The 17,332-nt window shown below is 66.6% G+C and carries 17 protein-coding genes; 3 read left to right on the forward strand and 14 right to left on the reverse strand.

Annotated elements, in window-relative coordinates; genetic code table 11:
• Positions 1–35: 35 nt before the first annotated feature.
• The 4 genes from ACEQZY_RS04110 to ACEQZY_RS04125 form a co-directional block, all read right to left on the reverse strand.
• Entirely contained in the window at positions 36–1,247 is a 1,212-nt protein-coding gene (locus ACEQZY_RS04110) for an ABC transporter substrate-binding protein (protein WP_341704830.1), read from the reverse strand.
• Positions 1,248–1,271: 24 nt separating this feature from the next.
• The gene (locus ACEQZY_RS04115; RefSeq protein ID WP_370152505.1) at positions 1,272–1,976 is read right to left on the reverse strand and encodes an ABC transporter ATP-binding protein; all 705 of its coding nucleotides are present in this window, start codon (positions 1,974–1,976) and stop codon (positions 1,272–1,274) included.
• Positions 1,977–1,983: 7 nt separating this feature from the next.
• Positions 1,984–2,739, reverse strand: coding sequence for an ABC transporter ATP-binding protein (locus tag ACEQZY_RS04120; RefSeq protein ID WP_341704832.1), 756 nt, complete (start codon positions 2,737–2,739; stop codon positions 1,984–1,986).
• Positions 2,740–2,874: 135 nt separating this feature from the next.
• Positions 2,875–3,729, reverse strand: coding sequence for a DMT family transporter (locus ACEQZY_RS04125; protein ID WP_341704833.1), 855 nt, complete (start codon positions 3,727–3,729; stop codon positions 2,875–2,877).
• Positions 3,730–3,850: 121 nt separating this feature from the next.
• Here ACEQZY_RS04125 and hrpB point away from each other — a divergent pair, with 121 nt between their 5' ends.
• The 3 genes from hrpB to ACEQZY_RS04140 all read left to right on the forward strand — a co-directional run bounded on the left by hrpB (position 3,851) and on the right by ACEQZY_RS04140 (position 8,513).
• Entirely contained in the window at positions 3,851–6,373 is a 2,523-nt protein-coding gene (gene hrpB, locus ACEQZY_RS04130) for an ATP-dependent helicase HrpB (RefSeq protein ID WP_370152508.1), read from the forward strand.
• Positions 6,374–6,432: 59 nt separating this feature from the next.
• Positions 6,433–7,425, forward strand: a complete 993-nt coding sequence (locus tag ACEQZY_RS04135; protein ID WP_341705387.1) for a response regulator — start codon at positions 6,433–6,435, stop codon at positions 7,423–7,425.
• 92 nt (positions 7,426–7,517) lie between these two features.
• Positions 7,518–8,513 carry a response regulator gene (locus ACEQZY_RS04140; protein WP_341705386.1) on the forward strand — a complete coding sequence of 332 codons (996 nt, stop codon included), beginning with the start codon at positions 7,518–7,520 and terminating at the stop codon, positions 8,511–8,513.
• 22 nt (positions 8,514–8,535) lie between these two features.
• Here ACEQZY_RS04140 and ACEQZY_RS04145 read toward each other — a convergent pair whose 3' ends face one another.
• The 10 genes from ACEQZY_RS04145 to soxX all read right to left on the reverse strand — a co-directional run bounded on the left by ACEQZY_RS04145 (position 8,536) and on the right by soxX (position 17,284).
• Entirely contained in the window at positions 8,536–10,080 is a 1,545-nt protein-coding gene (locus ACEQZY_RS04145; RefSeq protein WP_370152511.1) for a fused MFS/spermidine synthase, read from the reverse strand.
• Between the two features lie 29 nt (positions 10,081–10,109).
• Positions 10,110–10,715 carry a thioredoxin family protein gene (locus tag ACEQZY_RS04150; protein WP_341704913.1) on the reverse strand — a complete coding sequence of 202 codons (606 nt, stop codon included), beginning with the start codon at positions 10,713–10,715 and terminating at the stop codon, positions 10,110–10,112.
• Positions 10,716–10,734: 19 nt separating this feature from the next.
• The gene (locus ACEQZY_RS04155) at positions 10,735–11,295 is read right to left on the reverse strand and encodes a DsrE family protein (RefSeq protein ID WP_370152513.1); all 561 of its coding nucleotides are present in this window, start codon (positions 11,293–11,295) and stop codon (positions 10,735–10,737) included.
• The gene (locus ACEQZY_RS04160; RefSeq protein WP_370152515.1) at positions 11,202–11,882 is read right to left on the reverse strand and encodes a c-type cytochrome; all 681 of its coding nucleotides are present in this window, start codon (positions 11,880–11,882) and stop codon (positions 11,202–11,204) included. The genes ACEQZY_RS04155 and ACEQZY_RS04160 overlap by 94 nt, the downstream gene beginning before the upstream one ends.
• Positions 11,866–13,155, reverse strand: coding sequence for a sulfite dehydrogenase (soxC, locus tag ACEQZY_RS04165; protein ID WP_370152517.1), 1,290 nt, complete (start codon positions 13,153–13,155; stop codon positions 11,866–11,868). The genes ACEQZY_RS04160 and soxC overlap by 17 nt, the downstream gene beginning before the upstream one ends.
• Positions 13,156–13,186: 31 nt before the next feature.
• Entirely contained in the window at positions 13,187–14,896 is a 1,710-nt protein-coding gene (gene soxB / locus ACEQZY_RS04170; RefSeq protein ID WP_370152520.1) for a thiosulfohydrolase SoxB, read from the reverse strand.
• A 136-nt stretch (positions 14,897–15,032) separates the two neighbouring features.
• A complete protein-coding gene (gene soxA, locus ACEQZY_RS04175; RefSeq protein ID WP_370152523.1) occupies positions 15,033–15,896 on the reverse strand; it encodes a sulfur oxidation c-type cytochrome SoxA in 864 nt (287 codons plus the stop codon).
• A 37-nt stretch (positions 15,897–15,933) separates the two neighbouring features.
• Positions 15,934–16,260 (reverse strand): thiosulfate oxidation carrier complex protein SoxZ, encoded by a 327-nt coding sequence (gene soxZ, locus ACEQZY_RS04180; protein WP_341704906.1) that lies wholly within the window; start codon positions 16,258–16,260, stop codon positions 15,934–15,936.
• Positions 16,261–16,302: 42 nt separating this feature from the next.
• A complete protein-coding gene (gene soxY, locus ACEQZY_RS04185) occupies positions 16,303–16,770 on the reverse strand; it encodes a thiosulfate oxidation carrier protein SoxY (RefSeq protein WP_341704905.1) in 468 nt (155 codons plus the stop codon).
• A 40-nt stretch (positions 16,771–16,810) separates the two neighbouring features.
• Positions 16,811–17,284: a sulfur oxidation c-type cytochrome SoxX gene (soxX, locus tag ACEQZY_RS04190; protein ID WP_341704904.1), complete on the reverse strand. Its 474-nt coding sequence runs from the start codon at positions 17,282–17,284 to the stop codon at positions 16,811–16,813.
• Between the last annotated feature and the right edge of the window lie 48 nt (positions 17,285–17,332).

Here is a 17,332-nt window from a genome sequence, read left to right on the forward strand (position 1 = left end):
GGAGCCGCCACGCGGCTCCGGCAGGCGGGTTGCACTCAGCTCTTGACCAGCGGGCACTTGCCTTCAGCCAGCGGGCGGAAGGCTTCCGCCGCCGGGATGGTCTTCTTGACGGTCATGTAATCCCAGGGGCCCTTCGATTCCGAAGGCTTCTTGACCTCGACCAGGTACATGTCATGCAGATGCCGGCCGTCGACACGGACCGAGCCCTTGCCGAACAGCTTGTCTTCGGAGGGCATCGCCTTCATCTGGTCGACCACCTTGATGCCGTCGGCATCGCTCTTCAGCGCTTCCACGGCTTTCAGGTAGTGGATGACCGACGAATAGATGCCGGCATGCACCATGGTCGGGTACTTGCCGCCGTTGGCCGCCGCGAACTCCTTGGCGAAGGCGCGGTTGTTGTCATTCGCATCCCAGTACCAGGCGGTGGTGAAGTTCAGGCCCTGGGCGGTCTTCAGGCCCAGCGCATGCACGTCGGTGATGAACATCAGCATGCCGGCCAGCTTCTGGCCGCCTTCGACAATGCCGAATTCCGCCGCCTGCTTGATCGAGTTGATGGTGTCGCCGCCGGCATTGGCAAGGCCGATGATCTGCGCCTTCGAGGCCTGCGCCTGCAGCAGGAAGGACGAGAAGTCGGTGCCGGGGAAGGGCGCGCGGACGGCACCGAGCACCTTGCCGCCATTGGCCTCGACCACCGCCTTGGTGTCACGCTCCAGCGCATGGCCGAAGGCATAGTCGGCGGTGATGAAGAACCAGCTCTTGCCGCCGGTCTGCACGATCGCCTTGCCGGTGCCGTTGGCCAGCGCCCAGGTGTCATAGGTCCAGTGCACGGAATTCGGCGAGCATTTCGGGCCGGTCAGATCCGCGGAGGCGGCACCCGAGATCAGGAAAACCTTGTTCTTTTCCCTGGTGATCTCGTTGACGGCCAGCGCCACCGACGAGGTCGGGACGTCGACGACGACGTCGACCTTGTCGACATCCAGCCACTGGCGGACGATGTTGGACCCGATATCGGGCTTGTTCTGGTGGTCGGCAAACACGACTTCGACCTTCATGCCCTTGCCGGCCGCGCCGAAATCCTCGACGGCCTTCTTGGCTGCCCAGGTGCCGCCCGGGCCTGACACGTCGGCATAGAGGCCGGACTGGTCGTTCATGACGCCGATCTTGATGACGCCGTCGGAGTACTGGGCATGGGCGGTCCCTGCCGCAAGCACGGCCGCCGCCGTCACAAACATATGCTTCATACGCATGGTCGCTTCCTCCTGGTTGAACGGTTATACGCCGAGATAGGACTCGAGCTTTTCTGTATTCGCGGCGATCTGGTCATTGGGGATCATGTCGATCACCTTACCATGCTCGACCACATAATGGCGGTCGGCCACCGTGCTGGCGAAGCGGAAATTCTGCTCCACCAGCAGGACCGTGAACCCTTTCTGCTTGAGCAGCCGGATCATCGCGCCGATCTGCTGCACGATCACCGGGGCCAGGCCTTCGGTCGGTTCGTCCAGCAGCAGGAAGGTGGCGCCGGTGCGCAGGATGCGGCCGATCGCCAGCATCTGCTGCTCGCCGCCGGACAGTTTGGTGCCCTGGCTGCGCAGCCGCTCCTTCAGGTTCGGGAAAATCTGGTAGATGTCATCAAGGCTCATGCCGCCGGGCTTCACCACCGGCGGCAGGGTCAGGTTCTCCGCCACATTCAGGCTGGAGAAGATGCCGCGTTCCTCGGGGCAGAAGGCGAGGCCGAGCCGGGCGATGCGGTTCGAGGTCTGGCCGATCAGCTCCTGACCCTCGAACTGTACCGAGCCCTTGCGGTTCTGGATCATGCCCATCACCGCTTTCATGGTCGTGGTCTTGCCGGCGCCGTTGCGACCCAGCAGGGTGACGACCTCGCCCTTGTTCACGGCGAAATCCATGCCGTGCAGGATATGGCTTTCGCCATACCAGGCATGCAGGTCGCGCACCGCCAGCTCGCTGCCGTTCATGGCGCCATCATGCATGGCCGGTCCCCATATAGGCTTCGATCACTTCCGGATTGCGCGACACGGTATCGTAATCGCCTTCGGCCAGAATTTCGCCGCGCCGCAGCACCGTGATGGTGTCGGACAGCTTGGCCACCACGCTCAGGTTGTGCTCGACCATCAGGACCGTGCGCTTTTGGGCGACCCGCTTGATCAGGTCGGAAATCTTCTCGATATCCTCGTGCCCCATGCCGGCCATCGGTTCGTCCAGCAGCATCATCTCGGGTTCGAGGGCCAGGGTGGTGGCGATTTCCAGGGCGCGCTTGCGGCCATAGGGCAGTTCGACGGCCGTGTGGCTGCGGTAATCGGCGAGGCCGACGGCTTCCAGCAGTTCCTCGGCGCGGTCGTTCAGGCCGTCGAGGCTGCGCTCGCTTTTCCAGAAATGGAAGGAGGTGCCCAGCGGGCGCTGCAGCGCCACGCGCACATTCTCCAGCAGGCTGAGGTGCGGGAATACCGCTGAAATCTGGAAGGAGCGCACCAGGCCGCTGCGGGCGATATCCGCCGGCTTGTGGCTGGTGATGTCGCGGCCGTTATAGGTGATGCGGCCGCGGCTCGGGCTGAGAAACTTGGTCAGCAGGTTGAAGCATGTCGTCTTGCCCGCGCCATTCGGCCCGATCAGCGCATGGATGCTGAAACGGCGGACATTCAGATTGACATCTTTGACGGCGACGAAGCCTGCAAATTCCTTCGTCAGCCCTGTGGTCGTGAGGATGTACTCCTCGGCCATGGACCGTATCCTTGTTTGCCTCCCGGAATACCCTGCAGTTGCGGAGTATCGTCCGTATGGAAGCGGATTCGGCCGCGCCTGTAAATAGCTAGGGCGGTTTAACTTTTTTGTGCGGCCAGCCTGTTTTTTCGGCAGTCAGCGGTCGGGCGCGGCCGCCCGGCGGGCCAGCTGGTGCTCGCGGTACGAGATGTAGGTGGCGCTGGCGAAGATCACCGTGCCGCCAATCCAGGTCCACAGGTCGGGGATCTGCCCGAAGACCAGGAAGCCGATGACGGCGGCCCAGATCAGCTTGGTGAAATCCAGCGGCATCAGGACCGTGGTGTCGGCCCGTTTGAAGGCTTCGGCAAACATGATGTGGCCGGCCGAGCCAAGGCAGCCCAGGGCAAACATGAGAATGAACTGTTCGAGATTCGGCCAGTGCCAGTCGAACAGGGCGACGACAAAGGTGATCGGCGTGACGAAGACCAGCATGTAGGTGGCAATGGTCAGGCTGGAATCGGTGCGGGACAGAATCTTGATGTCGATCATCGAGACCGCCCACAACACCGCCGAACCGACCACCAGCATGGGGCCGAGATCGAGCGGAACGATCCCCGGCCGCAGCACGATCAGCGCACCGATGAAGCCGATCACCAGCGCGGTGATGCGGCGCGCCCGCAGGGTCTCGCCGAGGATGAAGACGGCGCCGATGGTCATGAACAGCGGCGCCGTGTAGGCCAGCGCGGTGGCCTGGGCCAGCGGCGTGATCGCCAGCGCGGTGAAGAACATCATCATCGAGATGCTGTTGACGGTGCCGCGCAGGGCATGCAGATGCAGCCGGTTGGTGCGGAAGGCAGCAAAGCGGCAGCGGATCAGGGCCGGCAGCAGGGCGACGAAGCCGAACAGGTTGCGGAAAAACGCCACCTCGATCGCCGGCAGCTCTTGCGACACCCTGGCAACCAAGGCATGCATGCAAACGAAGCACAGGGTCGAGGCCAGCATGAGGCCCATGGCCCGCAACAGCGGCGACGCGGCGGGACGGGCAGATGTCAATGGAATATCGGACATTTTTCCGGGAGGTTGGCTGAGCGGCCAGCATTTCAGCTTGGCGGACATGCGAATATTGCAAAAATTGCAGGGCTCCCATGCGCTGCCGGTCGCGGCCATCCTGCCTGACGTACAGGCGGCGCTGGCACAGCCGGGGAATCTCGTCGTCCAGGCACCGCCGGGATCCGGCAAGACCACATTGCTGCCGCTGGCCCTGCTGGACCAGGCCTGGGCCGCCGGCGGGCGCATCATCGTGCTGGAGCCGCGCCGGCTGGCCGCCCGCATGGCGGCGCGGCGCATGGCCGGCCTGCTGGGCGAAGCGGTCGGCGAAACCGTCGGCTACCGGGTGCGTCTGGACAGCCGTGCCGGACCGCAGACACGCATCGAACTGAATACCGACGGTATTTTCCTGCGCCGGCTGCAGCGTGATCCCGAGCTGAAGGGCGTCGCTGCCGTGCTGTTCGACGAATGCCACGAGCGCGGCCTCGAATCCGATCTCGCACTGGCGCTCTGCCTGGAGGCGCAGGCGGTTTTGCGGCCCGACCTGCGGCTGGTGGCGATGTCGGCGACGCTGGATGCGGCTCCTTTTGCAGCGCTGATGGGGGCGTGTCCGGTGGTGACCGGCGCCGGCCAGAGCTTTCCGGTCGAGACCCGCTGGCACCCGCCGGCGCCGCAGGCCCGGCTGGACCAGAGCACCGCTGCGGCAGTACGCACGGCCCTGGACGAAACCGAGGGAGACATGCTGGTCTTTCTGCCGGGCGTGGGCGAGATCCGCCGGGTCGAGGCAATGCTGGCCGGGGGATTGCCGGCCGCCACCGATGTCGTGCCGCTCTATGGCGACCTGACCGGCGACCAGCAGGACCGGGCGCTGAAACCATCGCCGGCCGGCCGGCGCAAGGTGGTGCTGTCGACCTCGATTGCCGAGAGTTCGCTGACCATCGAGGGCGTGCGCGTGGTGGTCGACAGCGGCTACATGCGGCAGCCGCGGTTCTCACCCGCCACGGGCATGAGCCGGCTGGAAACCCTGCGGGTCAGTCAGGCCTCGGCCGACCAGCGCCGGGGCCGGGCCGGCCGTCTCGCGCCAGGTATCTGCTACCGGTTGTGGGCCGAGGCTGCCCATGGCGGCCTGCCTGCCTTCACGGCGCCGGAAATCGCGGTGGCCGATCTGGCACCGCTGGCACTGGACCTGGCGGCCTGGGGCGTGCGCGATGCCGCCGCGCTGGCCTGGCTCGATCCGCCGCCGGCCGCCGCGCTGGGGCATGCCCGCGACCTGCTGCGCGGTCTCGGCGCCGTCGATGCCGATGGCATCATCACCGCTCATGGCCGGGCCATGGCCCGGCTGCCGCTGCATCCGCGGCTGGCTCATATGGTGATCCGCGGCCATGCTCTCGGTCTTGGCGGCCTGGCCTGTTCGCTGGCGGCCCTGCTGGCGGAACGCGACATCGCCCGTGGCAGCGGCCAGCCGCGCGATGCCGACCTGCGCTGGCGCCTCGACATCGTGCTGGGCGAAGGTGAGCGTGACGCGGCTCCGCACGGCCAGCGCGTGGACATGACGGCGGTGCGGCAGATTCGCCGGCTGGCGGCGGACTGGCGCCGTCAGATCGGCGCCGCGGCCCATGCCGGCAGCAGCGACGAGGCCGGCATTCTCGTCGCCTTAGCCTATCCTGACCGCGTTGCCCGCCGGCGTTCGGCCGGCAGCTATCTGCTCAGCAACGGCCGCGGCGCGCGGCTCGATCCGCAGGATACGCTGGGCAGCGAGGCTTTCCTTGCGGTTGCCGAAGTGGATGCCGCCCAGGCGGATGCCCGTATCTTCCTCGCCGCGCCAGTTTCCGAGGCGGAGATCGAGGCACATCTCGGCGATGCCATCGAGACCCGCGACGCGGTCGAATGGAACGAGCGCAGCCAGGCCGTGCTGGCCCGGCGGCAGCGCCGGCTCGGTGCCCTGGTGCTGCGCGAGAGGCCGCTGGCCGACCCGCCGCAGGAAACGATCCGGGCGGCCATCATCGCTGCCATCCGCAAGGCCGGGATCGAGGCGACGCTGCCCTGGACGCCCGGCCTGCGTCAGTGGCAGGCCCGTGTCGCCCTGCTGCGCGCGCATCTGCCGGCGGCGGCCGACTGGCCGGATATGAGCGACGCGGCGCTGACCGGGCGGCTGGAAGAGTGGCTCGGTCCCTGGCTCGATGGCGTCGTGAAACTGTCGCAGCTCTCCGGCATCGACCTGCACGGGGCACTGACCCGCCAGCTCGATTACGCGCAGCAGAAACTGCTCGAGGCCGAGGCGCCTACTCATTGGCGCGTGCCGACAGGGTCGAATATCCCGATAGATTACGATCATGGGGATATGCCCGTGCTGGCTGTCCGCCTGCAGGAGATGTTCGGCTGTGCCGACACACCGGCGATTGCCGGCGGCCGTGTGAGGCTGGTCCTGCATCTGCTATCGCCGGCGCGGCGGCCGCTGCAGGTGACCAGCGACCTTGCCGGCTTCTGGCAGTCGAGCTATCGCGCGGTGCGGGCAGAAATGCGGGGCCAATACCCGAAGCATCCCTGGCCCGATGATCCGCTGGCGGCGACGCCGACGACACGGGCCAAGCCAAGGCCGCGGTCATGATCGTTGCGGCAGGATTTTCCGGACTTGGCGCCGTCGCCGCCGCTTTCTAGTATCCCCCCATGAGCTTCGAGCGCCGCCGCGAGATCAGCATCCTGTTCGGCGACCCGAACCGGGGCATGCGCATGCAGTACCGTGCCGCCCTGCGCAGCGAGGGTTTCACCCGGCTGCATGAATTCGACACCCTGGAGAACTTTCCGGCGCTGTTCAAACAGGCGCAGCCCGATCTCGTTTTCATGGATGCGGCGATGCCGGCCGGCGATGCCACCCGCGTGGTGCATGCCCTGCGGCATGGTGAACTCAGCGACAATCCCTTCGTGCCGGTGATTGTGGCCACCTGGGATGCCAGCCGGCCGGTGGTGCGCCGGATCATCGACAGCGGCGCCGACGACATTCTCGTCAAGCCGCTGTCGACCCAGGCGATCAGCGGGCGCATCCAGGCGCTGGCCAGCGGGCGCAAGCCCTTTGTGGTCACTGCGGACTATATCGGGCCGGACCGGCGGCGCAGCGGTGGCCGCAGCGACAATTCGGCGGCCCTGCTGGCGGTGCCCAATCCGCTGCGCGCCAAGCTTGATGGCGTGGCGACCAACGGCGACGATTTTCTCAGCCAGGTTGCCAGTATGCGCAGCCAGATCAGCCGTCTGCGCCTGCGTGCCGCGGCCTTTCGCATCGCTTTTGCGGCCGGGCAGCTCGGCGACAGTCTCCAGCCGGAAGGCGCGGCGGCGGAAACGGCGGCCATGCTGCTGGACGGTCTGCTGGTTTCTGCCATGGAGATACACGGCCGCACCGTGGATGAGGCTGACCAGGCACCTGCGCATGCGCTCTGCGATACGCTGCTGAAAACGGCCCGGCCGCTGGCCGAGGCCGGCATGAATGGGACGCGGGAGAATTGCAGCCGCATGACCGCCCTGCAGGAAGCGGCAACACAGCTGCTGCTGCATTTCCACCCGGACCGTGATGCGCACGCGCTGGCCGCGGATGTCGCCGCCGCCATCGCCCGGTTCCGTACCCGTCAGACGGCTCTGGCCAGTGGTGCGCTGCCGGCCGGCAGCTGACTGTCACCGGGGAGTCACATGCCCTCCACCTGCCAACCCGATGAGACCGGCTGCGGCTTGTTGCCGTCCCCGCGGATCATTAGGATCGCCTTATGAGCTTTGATGAGTTCCGTGGCGATGTCCGGATCCTGTTCGGCGATTCCGGGCAGGGAACCCGCGGCCTGTATCGCCAGGCCCTGATGGGGGCCGGCTACCACGACCTGCGGGAATTCGACAGCCTGAAGGGGTTTGCCGATCTGCTGGCCGTGGCCCGGCCGGATCTGGTGTTTATGGATGTCGCAATGCCCGACGGCGACGCCGTGGCACTGGTGGAAACGCTGCGTCATGGCCGGCTTGGCGTGTCGCCCTACATGCCGATCATCCTGACCACCTGGGAGCCGGAAGCGCAGCTGGTGCGCCGCGTGGTCGATGCCGGTGCCGACGACCTGCTGGTCAAGCCGCTGTCGATCCGGCTGATCCTCGATCGCATCGAGACGGTGGCGCTGCATCGCAAGCCGTTCGTGGTGACCTCCGACTATATCGGCCCGGACCGGCGCAAGGCGGTGCAGCGGCGCGACAGCAGCGTGCCGCTGATCCCGGTGCCCAACCCGCTGCGCAACAAGATGCTGGGCCTGCCGATCGACCCCGACGCGCTGCAGCGCGAGATCATGGATGCGAATGATGCCGTGTCAGGCCAGCGCCTGCGCGCGTCCGCCTTCCGCATCGCTTTCGTCACGGCGCAGATCATCCCGCGCTACAAGGCGCAGAATGTGCCCGATCCGGCGACCCTGACTCTGCTGGACGACCTGATTGCCTCCACCGAGGATATCCGCGACCGCGTTGCCGGAACCGACATGGCTCATGTCGCCGACCTGTGCGAGCGGCTGCTGGTGCCGGCCCGGCAGATGGCCGAAGCGGGAGCGGATTTCCCCTATGCGGCGGATTCGCAGAAGACCTTCGATCTGGTGAAGGCGCTGGGCGACGCCGTGCTGGCCTTCTTCAATCCCGACCGCGAGACCTCGGCGCTGGCCCATGAGGTTGCGGCCGCGGTCGACCGCTTCCGGGCCCGCAGGGCCGCGCAGGCGGCCGGGGAACTGCCAGCCGTCTAGCAGCGGGTTGTCTGGCAGCAGGTCAGTGCAGGGCTTCGTCCGGCCGCAGCAGGAAGCCCGCCATCAGCCGGTCGACCGGCGCGAAATCGTCGGTCAGCACAGGCAGGCCGTCGGCGGTGATCCGCGCCGCCAGATCGGCCGGCGGCCAGCGCAGCCAGATGCGCGGGAAGGGCTCGGTCGCGCGCATCACCGGGGCCGGGCTCGCTTCGGTCAGTCCCAGCACGACGAAGGTGACACGGCCGCCGCGGCGCCGGCTTTCGTCGTCGAGCCAGACCTCCACCACCGGGAAATCCTGCTGCATCGTCTTGACCAGTGCGAAGGTGAAGCGCGGATCCTCGCTCTGGTCGATCACATTGATCGCATAGGCGCCGCCCGGTGCCAGCCGGCGCAGCAGCAGCTGGTGGAATTCGCGGGTCACCAGATGCGGCGGGATCGAGAAATCGTGGAAGGCGTCGCCGAGGATCAGGTCGAAACGCTGTCCGGCCGGCAGGCCGGCCAGCGTGCTGCGGGCATCGGCATGGATGATGCGCAGAGCCGGTGCCGCCACATCGAGCCACATGGCGTCGGCTGCCACACGGGTGACGGCGGGGTCGATCTCGGCCACCGTCAGGTCTGCGGCAGGAAAGCGCGCAGCCCAGGCCCGCGGCAGGGTGAAGGCCCCGCCCCCGATGAAATAGGCCTTCGGCGGCCGGCCCTGCAGCCGTGCCTCGGTGCGGCGGGCGACGAAGTCGAGATAGGGGCTGTAGAGCAGGGTGGGGTCGTCGCGGTCGTTGATGCTGTGGGCCAGATGATCCAGCACCATGGCAGCCGAGGGCCGGCCGCTCTGCGGTGCGAAATCCACCACGCGGATGCAGTAATAGTCGCTCTCGGCCAGACAGGGGGCGGCGAAGCCCGGCTGCCGCGCCAGCCCGAAGCTGGCCAGCACCATCAGCCCGATCACCGGCGCGGCGACAAAGCTCTTGCGGCCGCGCAGCCAGAACAGCACGGCAAAGGCAAGATACAGCGCCGCCACCGCCAGCAGGGTGCCGGCCGAGCCGATCCAGGAGATGAACAGGTAGCCGGCTGCCAGTGTGCCGAGGATGCTGCCGGCGGCGCCCAGTGCGAACATGCGGCCGATCACGGGGCCCTGCTGCTGCGGCATATCGTCGATGGCCAGCTTGGTCAGCACCGGCGAGACCACGCCGACGAACAGGCTGGGCAGCAGGAAGACGCCGCCGGCCAGCAGGACGATCAGCAGCAGGGGCGGCGTGCCGCTCTCGCCGAGCCAGGCCGCCAGCAATCGCAGCAGCGGCCCGGCGCCGGCCGCCGTCAGCCCGGCCAGCGCCAGGGCTGCGGCGATGCCGCGCAATGCGGTCGCCGCGGCGATCTGCGGGGCCGCCAGCCGGCCGCCGATCCAGTGGCCGACCGACAGGCCGGCCAGCACCACGGCGATCACCGCGGTCCAGGTATAGAGCGACATGCCGACATAGGGGGCCAGCATGCGGCCGGCGACGATCTCGACGACCAGCGCGGCGGCGGAGGTAAGAAACAGGGTGAGGCCGTAAACGGCCTGCCGGTACCGGCTCACAACATCTCGCAGGGCAGAATGAGCAAGGCTCAGTTGATGGGCGTGCCCGCGGCAATGGCCTTGCCCAGGGCATCGCCATGCTGCGCCAGATAGGCCGGAAATTCCATCTTTTCGTATGCCCTGTCGGCCACGAACCGGAACATCGCCAGAAAGGCCGGGGGTGGCAGCAGGCCGCGCATGCGGGCGGAGGCGGCATCCCGCACCGTGGTGGCGGCCTTCGTCGGCGGCAGGAAAAACAGGGTCGGGGTTGCGGCCACGGCCCATTTGCGCGCCATGTCCTTTTCGGGCAGAGCCCTGCCGTCGAGGTCGGTGACCTCGCGGGCGCCGAACATGTTGAGCTGGATCATCTCGAAATGCTTGCGGATGTAGCCGGCAATGACCGGGCTGGCGAGGTGCTTCTCGTGCATCTCGGCGCAGAAGATGCAGCCGCGCTGCTCGAAACTCAGCACCACCCGCTTGCCCTTCGCCGCGGCATCCTCGATGTCCTGGTTGAGATCGAGAAAGCTGTCCAGCAGCCAGTCCTGCACATGCAGGCCGTCGTCATTCAGGCGGGCCGCGCGCGCCAGGGCGGGGGCAAGCGCGAGGGTGGCAGGCAGGGCTAGCAGCGAGCGGCGGGTAAGACGGGGACGGATCATGACAGGCCTCCAGCCCGGGTCACGGGCGCAGATGAATCCAGCCGCCGAGGCTGCGCTCGACGATTTCCGGCAGGCCGTTCGGCACCACATGCACGTCGGGCAGCAGGTCGGCCGGTGTCTTGTGCAGGGTTTCCAGCGTGGCGCCGCAGGCGATGAACTCGACCTCCAGGGCCTGCAGGCTTTCGATGCGCGGGGCTGCCGGGCTGGCATCCTTCAGCACGGCGGCGATGCCGGGGCCATAGGCGATCACCGCCAGCTTCACCTGCGCGGCGTCGTAGTATTTCTGGATATTGACGATATTGCTCAGCACCGCGTTGATCCGTTTCGGGTCGTCCTCGGCAAGGCTGATGACGATCCTGCGCGGGGCGTCGATGGTCGGCTGCGGGTCGGCGAATTTGCCGGACCGCTCGGCCGCCGCCGCGCCGCCACCGGGCCCAATGGCCAGCGCGATGGCCGCTGCAGCCAGCGCGACCAGGCATCTCCGGGTCAGTCGCTGGTCTTCTGGGTGGGCGTCACGCCCAGCCGTGCGGCGAGGTCGCTGGTGATTCTGGGCGGAGTCTTGCGGCAGTTGGTCATGCATGTGTCGGGTTTCACATCCGGCCGGGGGTCGCCACCGACGATGAAGCCGTCGCGGTTCGGCAGTTTCACCTTGCGCAGCCCCTCGGCATCCAGGTCCTTGTCGGCCGGCCACAGGTCGGCCTGATTGAGCAGCCAGGCCACGATGGAATAGGTGTCGTCAGGGGTCAAGGTCTGTGCCGCGCCGAAAGGCATGGCGCGGCGGATGTAGTCGAACAGGCCCGGCGCATGCGGCCAGTAGCTGTCGATGGTCTTGCGCGGATCTTCCGATTTCAGCGTGCCCTTGCCACCGATCAGTTCGGGATAGCGGCCGGCGCCTTCGGCGAATTCGCCATGGCAGGCGGCGCATTGCGCCATGTAAAGCTCCTCGCCTTTCTCCACCGTGCCGCTGCCCGGCGGCAGGCCGGCGCCATCCGGGCCGCGCACGTCGATGTCCCAGCCGGCAATCTGCTCCCGGGTGGCGGGCTTGCCGATGCCGAAGGGCTTGTGTGCCCTGTCCTGCGCCCTGTCCTGCGCAAGGACCGGCGGGGCGGCAGACAGGGCGATGGCCAGGCCGCCAAGGAGGGCGAGGGCCTTAAGCGATCTGGACATTTTCGACCTCGCCATCGGGTTTCACCCGCCAGGTGTGGATGGAATTCTTGTGGTAGATCGAGTTGAGCCCGCGTGCCGCCCGCAGCGCTTCGATGGTCGGCTGTACATAGCCGCTCTCGTCCGTGGCGCGGCTCTGCAGCAGCATCGGCCGGCCATCCCATTGCAGAGGCAGGCGGAAGCGGGTCAGCGCCCGCGACAGGACCGGGCTCTGCAGTTCGGCGGTCTTCCAGTTCATGCCGCCATCGATGCTGACATCCACCTTCCTGATCTTTCCGTAGCCCGACCAGGCGATGCCGCGGATCTCGTAGAAGCCCTTGCCGAATTTCATCGGCTTTTCCGGACAGGGTGACGTGATCACCGAATTCGCCTCCTGCACGAAGGTGAACTGCCGCGCTTTTCCGTCCGGCATCAGGTCGGTGTATTTCGAGGTTTCCTCGCGGTGGTGCCAGGGCTGGTCACCCAGCTTGATGCGGCGCAGCCACTTGATGTTGACGTTGCCTTCCCAGCCAGGCACCAGCAGGCGCAGCGGATAGCCGTTCTCGGGCCGGATGCGCTCGCCATTCTGCGAATAGGCGACGATGATGTCGTCCATCGCCTTCGCCAGCGGGATGCTGCGGGTCATCGCCGCGGCATCGGCGCCTTCGGCCAGCAGCCATTTCGCGGCCTTCTGCACGCCCACCTCGGCCAGCAGGGTCGACAGCTTTACGCCGGTCCATTCGCAGCAATGCACCATGCCATGGCTGAACTGCACGCCATCCATCTGCGCGCCTTTCCATTCCATGCCGCCATTGGCCGGGCATTCGAGGAAATGGATGCGGCTGACCGAAGGAAAGCGCATCAGTTCGTCCATGGTGAAGATCAGCGGCCGGTCGACCAGTCCGTGGATCATCAGCCGGTGCCGCTCCGGGTCGATCACCGGCACGCCGCCGTGATGGCGTTCGAAGCACAGGCCATTCGGCGTGATGATGCCGTCGAGATCCTGGATCGGCGTGAAGTTGATCGAGGATTCCTCCGTCGCGGTCAGCCAGCCGACATTGCGGCGGACCACATCCTTCTCGAATGCCGAGGGCACCCCGTAGGGATGTGCGGTGACGCCTTCGCCCAGATACTGCATCCATTCCGGAATGTTGGGCGGCAGGTTGTCGTCGCCGGCCGCCATCGCCTCGCCGATGCCGGCGCCTCCCAGCAGGGTCATGCCGCCGGCCGCGGCCGAACGGGTCAGGAAGCTGCGTCGCGAGGGGCCTGCGGGCATTGGTCTGGTCGGTTTCTGCATGCTCGTTTCCTCCTCCTGCCGGCCCGGCCGTTCAGCCGGCAATGCCGCTCGGGTCGGCGCCACGTACCGTCACGCTGCGGTTTTCCGGTATCTTCACGGTTTTCTGCGCGGCGATGTATTTCCCCACCAGGTCGTAGACCGGCGGGCCCTCGGTGCCTTCGTTGATCGAGGCCCAGCCGGCCACCGTGTAGGTCTTCGCTGGATCGACGGCCTGGCCGCTGCGCAGCAGCGTCATGTTCGAGATGCGCTGGCCGATCGGCTTGCCGACATCGATGGTGTAGGCAAGGCCGCCGACCCGCACCATGTCGCCGCCCTGCTGGTAATAGGGATCCGGGTTGAACAGGTTGTCGGCCACATCTTCCAGCACGGTCCTGAGATATTCGCCGGTCATCTGGGTGCGGTAGACATTCGGGTAGGTGATCGCCGTCTGCGAATAGAGGGCATCGCCGGTGATCGGCTGGCCGGGCAGCAGGGTGGCGCCCCAGCGGAAACCGGGCGACAGCGCGATCTCGGCATCGCGTCCGTCGATCAGCGCCTGGCAGATCAGGTCGTCGAAGGTGCCGTTGAAATTGCCGCGGCGGTACAGCAGCGAATCCGCCGTGCCATAGACCTTGTCGATCACGCCCCTATGCGGGGCCCGGATGCCGTCGATCAGCCTTGCCATGGCCGGGTCCGGTGCGATGGCATCGGCGAAGACCGGGATCAGCCGGAAGCGCCAGCCGGCCACCTTCCTGTCCTTCACGTCGAGATCGAGCCGGGCGAGGAACTTGCCATGACTGCCGGGTGCCACCAGCAGCGTCCTGCCGACGATCACTGGCTCCGGAATCGCGTCATGGGTATGGCCGGTCAGGATCACGTCGATGCCCGCCACCCGGGCCGCCAGCTTGCGGTCGACATCGAAACCGTTATGGCTCAGCAGCACGACGAGGTCGGCGCCCTTGGCGCGGGCGGCATCGACATGCTCCTGCACTTTCTCTTCATCGATGCCGAAGGACCAGTCCGGGATCATGTAGCGCGGGTTGGCGATCGGCGTGTAGGGGAAGGCCTGACCGATCATCGCGATCTTCACGCCACCGCGCTCGAAGAATTTCGTCGCCTCGAAAACCGGGTCGCCGAAGCCGGTATCCTTCACGTTGCCGCAGAGGAAGGGGATTTTCATGCCCTCGGCCAGTTCCTTCACCCGGTCGGCGCCGTAGGTGAATTCCCAGTGCGCCGTCATGGCATCGACGCCCAGCGCCTCCATCACCTGCACCATGTCGGCGCCCTTCGTGGCCAGCGAGGTATAGCTGCCCTGCCAGGTGTCGCCGCCATCCAGCAGCAGCGTGTTGCCCGGCCGCTCCGCCCGGATCGCTTTCACCAGCGTCGCCATATGGGCAACGCCGCCGAGCCGCCCGTAATCCTGTGCCAGCTGCACGAAGTCGGGATAGGCCAGGGCGTGGGCTTCGGGCGACGATGCCTTGATGCCGTATTTCTGCAGCAGATGCCGGCCGACCAGATGCGGCGGCAGGCCAAGCGCCTCGCCGACACCGATATTGACGCTGGGTTCGCGGAAATGCAGCGGCACCAGCTGGGCATGGATATCGGTGAAATGCAGCAGCGTGACCTGGCCCAGTGGCTGGAAGCGCAGCAGATCGGCCTGGGTGATCCTCTGCGCGGCGGCGGCGGCGCCCAGCCGTGGCATGCCGCCCATGATGACGGCAGCCGCGGCACTGGCCTGCAGGATGTCGCGGCGGCTCAGCATGACGGTGCTTTCTGGTTGTTGTGTCGGGGGCAGGCGCTGCGCATCTCGCTGGACTCCGGAATGCAGGATCACCAGTAAAATTATGTACAAACTGGAAACACGGCCGCCCCGGAAAGGGGCGGCCGCTTCTACTGTGTCAGCGGCGGACGCTGGGCGCTTCGGACGACAGGCCGTTGCCGCGCCAGGCGACGTAGAGTTCGAGATTGGTGTATTCGTCGGAACCACGCGGGAAAGGCTCGGCGCGGACTTCCTGGTTGCAGCCCTCGAAGCGGCGATGCAGCGAGCCGAAGGACTGCCATTTCAGGCGGTAGGTCGGATAGCCGTTCGACTGGCCCTGGCTGAGATTCTCGACGCCGATGCTGTTGCCGGCATTCTGCTCGTGGCACTGGGCGCAGGCGATGTCCATCTGGCCGCGGCGGGTATAGTAGAATTCCTTGCCCTTTTCGAAGAAGGGCGCGGCAGGACCATCCACCTTCACGCTGATCGGCAGGCCGCGCGACTGGTATTCGACGAAGGCGGTCAGGCCGAGCAGCGGCTTGGAATCCCACCGCAGCGCCGGCGCCTTCATGAATTCGGTGCGGCACAGGTTGATGCGGTGCTCGATGGCCGCCAGCTTGCCGGTCTTCGGTTCGAATTTCGGGTAGGCAACGGCCACGCCCTTCATGCTCTTGCCGTCGGCGCCGTGGCAGGAGGCGCAGGACTTGCCGGCGGCGCCCTCCACCTTGGCCCATTCCGCTTCGCCGTCCTGCACGGCCAGCATGCCGGGATTCTCGAACTCGTCGTCCTGCATCGCCTGGGTTTCCGGCGAGGCGAAAACATAGCCCGAGATCTTCTCGCCGACGATGAACTTGGCGAATTTCGGATTGGCCTTGTACTGGGCAATCGGATCGCCGCTGTCGGCCATCGCCTTGTCCTTCGACTGCTCGATGCCGCAGGCGGCAAGGCCGGCGGCGATTGCCAGCGCGGCGGTGGCGGTCAGGAGCTTGCTGGTCCCGGTCATTGTTCCCCCTAGTTCGGTGTCGCGGCGGTCACGCGGCTCAGGCGACGGTGAGCGGTTCGCTCGCCTTGTAGACACTGCCGTCGTCGTCGGTCCAGGCGAAATCCATGGTGCCGCTTTCGCTGCACTTGAAGAAGAAGCTGATATAGGGATTGGCCGAGATGGCCGGCTCCAGCTTCGCCTCGAAGACCGGCTTGCCGTTGAAGGCGACGGTCATCTTGTTGATGATCTTGCGCGGGATGACCTGGCCTTTCGAATCCTTGCGCTGGCCGGATTCCATCGGATGCGGCACGAGGGTCTTGATCTCGACGATGTCGCCCTTCTTGGCGTCCTTGGGCAGGCGGATTTTCGGTTTGATGTCGGCCATGGCGGTTTTCCTTTTGCTGTTCGGTGGGGCGGGGCAGGCGGATCAGCCGCCGCAGCCGCCGATGGTGACCTTGACCTCGCGGGCGGCGGTCCAGGCGCTGCCATCGCTCATCACCGCCACCGCGATGACATTCTGGGTTTCCGCCATGCGCATGCGGAATTCCACCTCGGCCTTGCCGCTGGCCGGGGTCAGCCTGAAGCTGGCCACGCCCGGCTGCGGGTTCTGGTCGGACACGACATGGATTTCCTTCACGTAGTCCGCATCGGTCATCGGGCTGTCGACAGTGATGCGGACCGGCACGGTGTTGCCGTTCTCGGCGATCTCCTGGGTCTTGATCTGCACCTTGCCGGCCTTCGGCGCGGCCTTGACCAGGTCGGACAGCAGCTTTTTGGCGGAATCGGGTGTCGCCTCGGCGCTGAGCGGCACCAGGGTGACGGCAAGGCCGCCGAGGCCGAGGGTGGCCACGGCCCGGCGGCGGCTGATCCCGGTATGGGTGATGGGGTGGGTCATGACAGGGGCTCCAGTTCGCATGGCGCGGGGAAACGCGGGGTCACTTCAGGCTGGACAGGTAGGCGACCAGGTCTTCGACCTGTTCGGCGCTCAGCATCGGCTTGCCGGCAACTCTGTCGTCGACGCGGTGCAGTCCGGTCACCCGATAGTAGGCCGGCATGATGGTCAGCTCGTTGACGGTTTTCGGATTGATGATGCGCAGCCGGATCTCGGCGGCGCTGAGGCGGCTGCCGACCTCGGTCAGGTCGGGACCGACATTGCCGATGCGGAACTCGACCTCCGGGATCGGCAGGCGGTGGCAGATCACGCAGTTGCCCTGGCCGCTGGTGATGGCCCATTTGCGTCCCTGGGCCGGATCGCCCGGCTTGCCGGTCAGCGGCTTCTCGACCGCATAATCCTTGATCACATAGGGGGTGAGGCCGGGCTCGCGCACTTCCTGCGCGGCAGCCGGGCCGGCAGTCAGGACAGCCAGGGCCGCGGCGGCAAACAGGCCGGCGGTGCGTCGATCAGGCATGCGTCGGTGCAGGCGCATCGTTCCTCCCTCTGTATCTGCCGTCCTGCC

It is taken from the genome of Ferrovibrio sp., assembly GCF_964218355.1.
GTDB lineage: Bacteria > Pseudomonadota > Alphaproteobacteria > Ferrovibrionales > Ferrovibrionaceae > Ferrovibrio.